Annotated in this window: 6 protein-coding genes and 1 pseudogene; 6 read left to right on the top strand and 1 reads right to left on the bottom strand. The window is 72.5% G+C overall.

The annotated features are described in order from the left end of the window. Nucleotides 1–547, bottom strand: a 547-nt coding sequence (locus ACTS11_RS02360; protein ID WP_442638745.1) for an SCO family protein, incomplete at its 3' end; no start/stop codon positions are given. Between the two features lie 97 nt (nt 548–644). On the opposite strand from ACTS11_RS02360, the gene regB reads away from it, so the two are divergent. The 6 genes and pseudogenes from regB to ACTS11_RS02330 form a co-directional block, all read left to right on the top strand. Next, the gene (gene regB, locus ACTS11_RS02355; RefSeq protein ID WP_442638744.1) at nt 645–2,060 is read left to right on the top strand and encodes a sensor histidine kinase RegB; all 1,416 of its coding nucleotides are present in this window, start codon (nt 645–647) and stop codon (nt 2,058–2,060) included. A 100-nt stretch (nt 2,061–2,160) separates the two neighbouring features. After that, nucleotides 2,161–3,822: a PAS-domain containing protein gene (locus ACTS11_RS02350; RefSeq protein ID WP_442638743.1), complete on the top strand. Its 1,662-nt coding sequence runs from the start codon at nt 2,161–2,163 to the stop codon at nt 3,820–3,822. Nucleotides 3,823–3,874: 52 nt separating this feature from the next. Then, complete coding sequence (tsaE, locus tag ACTS11_RS02345) at nt 3,875–4,432, top strand: tRNA (adenosine(37)-N6)-threonylcarbamoyltransferase complex ATPase subunit type 1 TsaE (RefSeq protein ID WP_442638742.1); 558 nt, start codon at nt 3,875–3,877, stop codon at nt 4,430–4,432. Then, nucleotides 4,429–5,403 carry a phosphotransferase gene (locus ACTS11_RS02340; protein WP_442638741.1) on the top strand — a complete coding sequence of 325 codons (975 nt, stop codon included), beginning with the start codon at nt 4,429–4,431 and terminating at the stop codon, nt 5,401–5,403. Before tsaE ends, ACTS11_RS02340 begins: the two co-directional genes overlap by 4 nt. Then, complete coding sequence (locus ACTS11_RS02335) at nt 5,400–6,101, top strand: nucleotidyltransferase family protein (protein WP_442638740.1); 702 nt, start codon at nt 5,400–5,402, stop codon at nt 6,099–6,101. Before ACTS11_RS02340 ends, ACTS11_RS02335 begins: the two co-directional genes overlap by 4 nt. Further along, nucleotides 6,085–7,552, top strand: a pseudogene (locus ACTS11_RS02330) (double-strand break repair protein AddB); the annotation flags it as partial. The gene ACTS11_RS02335 and the pseudogene ACTS11_RS02330, both read left to right, overlap by 17 nt.

The following is a 7,552-nucleotide window of genomic DNA, read 5'->3' as shown; positions in this document are numbered from 1 at the left end:
CCTCGGGCAGCACCAGGTAGGAGAAGGCCGAGTGATCCACGAGGTAGTAGGGATCGTCGCCGTCCCGGTTGATCCGGTAGTAAACGCGGTAGGCCCGTGCCGCGGCGTCCGTCTGCTCGGGCGTGCCGGTCAGGCCCAGCATCCGGGGATGCACGTTGGCGGTGAAGTCGTCCATGACCTCGGGCGTGTCGCGCTCGGGGTCCACGGTGATGAAGACCGGCTGCACCATCATGCCCCGCTCCTCCAGCATCGCAACGGCCTCGGCGTTGCGGACGGTGTCGAGGGGGCAGACGTCGGGGCAGAAGGTGTAGCCGAAGTAGAGGAGCGACGGCTCGGTGATCACCTCGGTCTCGGTGACGGTCTCCCCGGTCTCGGAGACGAGCGTGAACGGCCCGCCGATATCGGCGCCGCCACCCGCCACCGCGCTGGCGCGGCATTGCGCGAAGACGTCGTCGCCCGCGGGCCGCCCCAGCCACACGGCCGCGCCGACGCCTGCGACGAGCACCCCGATCAGGGCGACGGAAGCAATGGCGTAGAGACGTGTCACGGCTTGGTTCTCCCTGCGATCTTGTGCGTGAACGTTGAATACCTAGGCACCGCGGCCTATCAATTCACGATCGTGCAACTGCGACGGAACGCCCCTCATGGCCGGCCAAAGGAAGCCCGCTCCCGACCCGGCGCTCGAGCTTGTCCGGCAGGACACGCGCAGCGACTGGGTGCGCCTCAGGACACTTCTGGTCCTGCGCTGGCTGGCGATCCTCGGCCAGACCGTCACCGTCGTCATCGCGAGCTTCTATCTCGGCCTCCGGGTCGAGCTCGGCCTGTGCTTCCTCGCCATCGGGGCCTCGGTCATCTCGAACCTGATCGCCATGTCGATCTTCCCCGAGAACCAGCGGCTCAGCGACCGGGACGCGATGCTGACGCTGCTGTTCGACCTCGCGCAACTCTCGTTCCTGCTGTTCCTGACGGGGGGCCTGAACAATCCCTTCGCGCTCCTGATCCTCGCGCCCGTGACCATCTCGGCCACGGCGCTCACGATGCGCTCGACCGCGATCCTCGGCGCGCTGGCAATCGTCCTGATCTCGCTGCTGGCGTGGTTCCACGTGCCGCTCACGCTCGCCAATGGCGATGTGCTGCAACTCCCCGACCTCTTCATCGTGGGGTTCTGGCTCGCCATCACCATCGGGATCGTCTTCCTCTCGGCCTATGCCCGCCGCATCTCGCAGGAGAGCCACTCGATGAGCCAGGCGCTGCTGGCGACGCAGATGGCGCTCGCGCGCGAGCAGAAGCTGACCGACCTCGGCGGCGTGGTGGCGGCCGCGGCGCACGAGCTCGGCACGCCGCTCGCCACCATCAAGCTCGTCTCGACCGAGCTCGCCGAGGAGCTCGAGGACCATCCGCTCCTGGCCGAGGACGCAAGGCTGATCCGCGAGCAGGCCGACCGCTGCCGCGATATCCTGCGGTCCATGGGGCGCGCGGGAAAGGACGATCTCCACATGCGCTCCGCCCCCCTCGGCGCGGTTGTGCGCGAGGCGGCCGAACCCCATGCCGGACGGGGCATCGCGCTGGACATGGACTTCTTTCCCGGCGAGGGCGCGCCCGAGGGCCAGCCGATCATCTGGCGCAAGCCCGAGATCATCCACGGCCTGCGCAACCTCGTGCAGAACGCCGTGGATTTCGCCGAAACGCGCGTCTGGATCGACGGCACCTGGGGCGACGGGGTGATCCGCCTCGTCATCACGGACGACGGGCCGGGCTTTCCGCCGGACCTGCTCGGGCGGCTCGGCGATCCGTTCCTGCGTCGCCGCTCCCGCGGGGCGGATACGTCACGGCCCGGTTACGAGGGGATGGGCCTCGGCCTCTTCATCGCCAAGACGCTGCTCGAGCGCTCCGGCGCGGCGGTGGCCTTCGTGAACGCGAGCGACCCTTTCCTGATCCGCGAGGACGTGGCCGAGCGGGGCGGCGCCCGCGTCGAAGTGACCTGGCCGCACCAGGCGATCGGGCTTCTGGAGGACGAGGCGAACGCTCCGCTGGGTGAGAACCAGCCCATCGCCGTCTGAACGCCGCCGCACGGCGCCCCAAAGTTAACGTTGCGTTAACGGTTTGCGCGGAATCCTGCCAATGCGCGGGAGTGACTATTGGCGAGCGACAGGACGGGCGATGAGCGTTCCGGGCGGATTGGTCTACCTACTCTTCGCAGCCATCAGCCTGCTTTCGGCGGTCGTCGCGGTCGTTCTCACGGCCCATATCCAGCGGGCGTTCGGGCGCCGGCGTGGCGACCAGGACGACGACACGGACAAGGAAGAACAGCCCCGCGTCCTTCTCGAGACCCCGCGGAGCTACGAATTCCGCGACGGTCTGCTCGTCTCCGCGATCGGGTCCGACGACGCCTTCCTCAGTCCCGATACCGGCGCCGCCGAAGCCTTCGCCGCGCTGTCCGATGCGATGGCCACCCTGCATCCCGACCTGCGCGAGCGGATGACCGGCCTCGACCGCCGAGGCGAGGCCTTCTTCCTGATCGGCTATCTCGGGCCCGACGCCTTGTCCGTCGCCGGGCGCAGCGTCATGGACCGGCTCGTCGTCTCCGTCATGCCGGCGGAGGACGCGGGTGGTCGGCGCGCCATCGACGCCCGGTCCTTCGACGTCGTCGAACATGCGACCGTCGACCTGCGCCTTGCGCAGGCGCTCTCGGCCGCCGTGCAGTGGAAGGAAGCGTCCGACAGGCGCGTGGTCTGGGCGAACGAGCCATATCTTCACCTCGCCGAGCGGATCGCGGGGGCCCGAGGGCGGGACCTGCGGTGGCCGCTGCCGCGCATCTTCGGCGACCAGCTCGTCCCGCTGCCGCCCGAGGGAACGCTGCGCCGCTGCATCCTGAACCTTCCCGACCGGGCCGAGCCGAACTGGCTCGAGGTGGCGGCGATGCCGCTGCCGTCGGGAAGCGTGCTGTTCAGCGCGCGGTCGATCGACAGGCTCGTGGCGACCGAGGCGGCGCTCCGCGACTTCGTGCAGACGCTGTCGAAGACCTTCGCCACGCTGCCGATCGGCCTCGCCGTCTTCGACCGGAAGCGGGAGCTTGTCCTGTTCAACCCGGCGCTCGTCTCGATCTCGATGCTCGAGCCCGGCACCCTGTCTCAGCGCCCGACGCTGCGCGCCTTCCTCGACCAGTTGCGCGAGCGCCGCAGGATGCCCGAGCCGCGCGACTACAAGAGCTGGCGCGCCGAGATCGAGCGGCTCGAACAGGACGCCGAGGCCGGCACCTACCACGAGTTCTGGACCCTTCCCTGCGGTGCCTGCCTCCGCGTCACCGGGCGCCCGCATCCCGACGGCGCCATCGCCTTCATCTTCGAGGACGTGAGCCAGGAAGTCTCCGTCACCCGGCGGTTCCGCGCCGATCTCGAGCTCGACCGCGCCATTCGGGACGATGCGGGCGCGGCGTTGATCGTCTTCGACCGGGAAGGGCAGGTGCTGAGGACGAACGCCGCCTACGATGCCATGTGGGACGATGCGCCCGCCGCGACCCTGGTCGAAGCCTCGCGGCAGTGGCACGATGCCTTTTCGCCCACCGGCCTTTGGGGGGAAATCCGCCAGTTCGCCGCGCACGAGGTGGACCGTGCCCCGTGGGTGGAAACGGTCCTGTCGCGGGACGGTGCCGCGGTTCAGTGCCGCGTGGCGCCGCTCAGGGGCGGTCACACGATCGTCTGGTTCCTGATGCCCGAGGGGCCGCTTGCCGATCCCTTGTCCGGCTGGGTTCCGCCGGATGCGCCCGCCCGGTCCGAGCGGGTCCCTGAGCCCTTGGCCGACGGGATCGCGGCGCAGGGCTGATCCCGCGCGAGAGCGGTTGCGGCGACCGCGCCCTCGGATAGACTCCGCCGCGATGAGTTTCGCGGCCCTTCCCCAGACCGGCGACGACAGCCCGTGGCGCCCTCCCGCCGGATGGACGGAGGTGGCGTCTCTGCGCGCCGCTTCTCCCGCGGAGACCGATGCGCTGGCGCGGCGGCTCGCGGAGGCGACGGGGCCGGGAGACACGCTCCTCCTGTCCGGCGCGCTCGGGGCAGGCAAGACGCATTTCGCCCGCGCCTTCATCCGGCACGCGCTCGGGCCCGACGGCGCCGGCGAGGACATTCCCTCGCCCTCCTTCACGCTGGTGCAGACCTACGACACGCCCGGTGGCGAGGTCTGGCACGCCGACCTCTACCGCCTCGGCGGTCCCGGCGAGGTGATCGAACTCGGCCTCGACATCGCGATGGAGGAGGCGCGCTGCCTCGTCGAGTGGCCCGAGCGCATGGCCCCGGACTGGCCCGAGCGCGCGGCGCTGCTCCGGATCGAGGCCGACCCCGGGGGGGAGGAGGAGGCGCGCCGCGTCACGCTCTGGACCGCGCCGGGCAATCCGCTCGGGTCGCGCCTGGCCGCCGCCATGGGTGACGGCGCATGAGCGCCGTTCCGGATTTCCTGGCGCTTGCGGGCTGGGCCGCGGCGGATGTCGTGCCGATCCCGTCCGACGCCTCGGACCGGCGCTACCTGCGCCTCCGGCGGGCCGACGGTGCCTCCGCCGTGCTGATGCACGCGCCGGTCGCCACCTCGGAGGGCGCGCGGCAGCAATACGACGCGTTCCGGCGGATCGGAGCCTGGCTTCGCGGCCTCGGCCTCGCGGCGCCGGAGGAATACGCCGCCGATCCCGGCGCCGGTCTCCTCCTCCTCGAGGACCTGGGCGAGGCGCCCCTGTCGCGGCTGGTGGAGGAGGGCTCCGCCGACGGCCGGGCTGCCTACGCCGCCGCCGGGGCGGTGCTTGCCGAGGTCGCCCGCGCCACCCCGCCCGAGGCATTGGCCCGTCCCGGCGCGGCGGACCTGGCGGCGATGACCGGCCTCACCTTCGACCGCATCGAGGGTGCGGAGGCGCTGCGGGACGATCTTCAGGGCGCGCTCGCCGCGCAGCTCGCGACCATCGGAACAAGGGTCTGCGTGTCGCTCCGCGACATGCACGGCGACAACCTGATGTGGCGGGCGGAGCGCGCGGGGTTCGACCGTGTCGGCATCCTCGACTTCCAGGACGCGTTGATCCTGCCGGACGGCTACGACATCGCCTCGCTCCTCGACGATCCGCGCCGCGTCGTGCCCGAGCCGTGGCGGCGCGAAATCGTGGCGAGGCATGCGCGGACGCGGGGCATTCCGGAGGAAGAGATGGCGTTCCGCGTCGACCTCCTGTCGCTGCAGCGCAACCTGCGCATCCTCGGCATCTTCCGCCGCCTCTCGGCCGAGATGGGCCGCCCGGCCTATGCGCGGTTCCAGCCCCGGACGCGCGCGCTGATCCTCCGGGCCGCCGGGCACCCGGATCTCGGCGACCTCCGGCCGCTCGTGGACGGGCTTCTGGCGCGCGCCGCGCATTGGCAGGAGGCCGCCGCGTGAGCCTGCCCTGCCTGATCCTCGCCGCGGGCTTCGGCACGCGGATGGGCGCGCTGACCCGCGACCGGCCCAAGGCGCTGGTCGAGGTCGCGGGCCGCCCGCTCATCGCCCACGCGCTCGAAGCCGCCCGGCAGGCGGGGGCGCGCCCCATCGCGGTCAACGGCCACCATCGCGCGGAGGTTCTGCGCGACTGGCTGTCGACGCACGCGCCGGACGTGGAGTTCCTGCACGAGACCCCGGACATCCTCGACAGCGGCGGCGCGGTGAAGAACGCGCTGTCCGTCCTCGGTCCGGGGCCGGTGATAACGCTGAATGCCGACGCGGTCTGGGACGGTCCCGCGCCGCTCGCCGCGCTGATCGACGGCTGGGCATCCGGGCGGATGGAGGCGCTCCTCGCGCTCGTGCCGCTGTCGCGCGCGGTCGGGCGGCTGGGCGGCGGCGACTTCGCCTTGGACGGCGCCGGGCGGCTCTCGTGGGACAAGTCGCCTGCGGGCGCGGTCTACGTGGGCGCGCAGGTGATCGACACGGCCCGCATCGCGGCACATCCGGGCGCGGTCTTTCCCATGCGCGCGGCCTGGGACGCGATGATGGCCGAGGGGCGGCTTTTCGGGATGATGCACGCGGGGCGCTGGGCGGACGTGGGCCATCCCGGCGGGATCGCGGCGGCGGAGGAGATGCTGGTTCATGCCTCTCTTTCCTGACGCGGGCGGCCGGCCTCGCCTCTTCGCGACAGCGCTCGGCGTCGATTTCTGCGCGGCGCTGGTGCAGGGGCTCGACGCGCGCCTCGCGGGGCAGCCGCCCGAAGTCATCGCGCGGGTCGAGGTCCACGTCGCGAACGCGCGGATGCAGCGCCGCATCCAGGCGCTCTACCTCGCGCGCGGGGCGGGCTTCCTGCCGCGCATCCGCACCGTCGCGGCGCTGGCCGAGCGGTCGGACCTGGCCGGGCTGCCGCCGGCCATGCCGCCCCTCAGGCTGCGCCTGAAGCTCGCCGATCTCGTGCGGCGGCTGATCGACGGCGACCCCAGCATCGCGCCGCGCTCGGCCATCTACCCGCTGGCCGACAGCCTCGCCGATCTCATGGCCGAGATGTTCGAGGAGCGCGTGACGCCCGAGACGGTCGCGTCCCTCGACATGGGGGCGCAGTCCGGGCACTGGGCACGGTCGCAGGCCGTGCTGCGCGTGGTCGAGCAGTTTTTCGGCGCCGATGCCGCGCTTACGGCGGAGGCGCGGCAGGCCCGCCTCGTCGACCGTCTGGCGCGGCAATGGGCCGAGGCGCCGCCCGATCATCCGATCCTCGTCGCGGGGTCCACCGGCTCGCGCGGGGCGACGGCGCGGCTGATGCAGGCCGTCGCCCGGCTGCCGCAGGGTGCGGTCCTGCTGCCCGGTCTCGACCGCGACATGCCGCCCGCCGTCTGGCGCAGCCTGACCGAGGGGCGGCGTCGTCCCGGCCTCGGCGGCGAGGATCATCCGCAATACCGCCTCGCCCGCGTGGCGGGGGCGGCGGGTCTCGACCCCTGGGAGATCCCCGAGTGGCTGCCCGACATGACGCCGCCCAATGCCGCGCGGAACCGGACCGTCTCGCTGGCGCTGCGCCCCGCGCCCGTGACCGACCAGTGGCGCGCGGAGGGGCCGCGCCCCGACGGCCTCGACGACGCGCTCGGCTCCGTGACGCTCCTCGAGGCGCCGAACCCGCAGACGGAGGCGACGGCCATCGCGCTGGGCCTGCGGGAGGCGGCGGAGCGGGGCGTGCGCGCCGCCCTCGTCAGCCCGGACCGCACGCTGACGCGTCAGGTGGCCGCCGCGCTCGACCGCTGGGGCATCGTGCCCGACGACAGCGGCGGCGAGCCGCTGGGCCTCACCGCCTCGGGACGTTTCCTGCGGCTCGCGGCCGAGGCGGTGGCCGGGCCGCTCGATGCCGAGGGGCTGGTCGCGATCCTGTCCCATCCGCTCTGCCACACCGGGGCGGACCGGGGGCCGCATGCACGCTTCGCCCGGGAGTTCGAGCTTCGCGCGCTCCGCGGCAAGGTCGCCTTCCCGACGCCGAAGACGCTGTCCGACTGGGCCGCCAAGCGGCGCGAGGAGGAGCGCGCGGCGGCGACTGCATGGGCCGAATGGGTCGCGGAAACGCTCCTGACCCCGCGCGAGACCGGGC

Source organism: Roseicyclus sp., assembly GCF_052168335.1.
GTDB lineage: Bacteria > Pseudomonadota > Alphaproteobacteria > Rhodobacterales > Rhodobacteraceae > Roseibacterium.
This window is presented reverse-complemented; position numbering and strand designations above follow the sequence as displayed.

Coding starts and splice junctions, on each gene's coding strand:
- regB (WP_442638744.1), top strand. CDS start 645: ATGGCCGGCCAAAGGAAGCCCGCTCCCGACCCGGCGCTCGAGCTTGTC.
- ACTS11_RS02350 (WP_442638743.1), top strand. CDS start 2,161: ATGAGCGTTCCGGGCGGATTGGTCTACCTACTCTTCGCAGCCATCAGC.
- tsaE (WP_442638742.1), top strand. CDS start 3,875: ATGAGTTTCGCGGCCCTTCCCCAGACCGGCGACGACAGCCCGTGGCGC.
- ACTS11_RS02340 (WP_442638741.1), top strand. CDS start 4,429: ATGAGCGCCGTTCCGGATTTCCTGGCGCTTGCGGGCTGGGCCGCGGCG.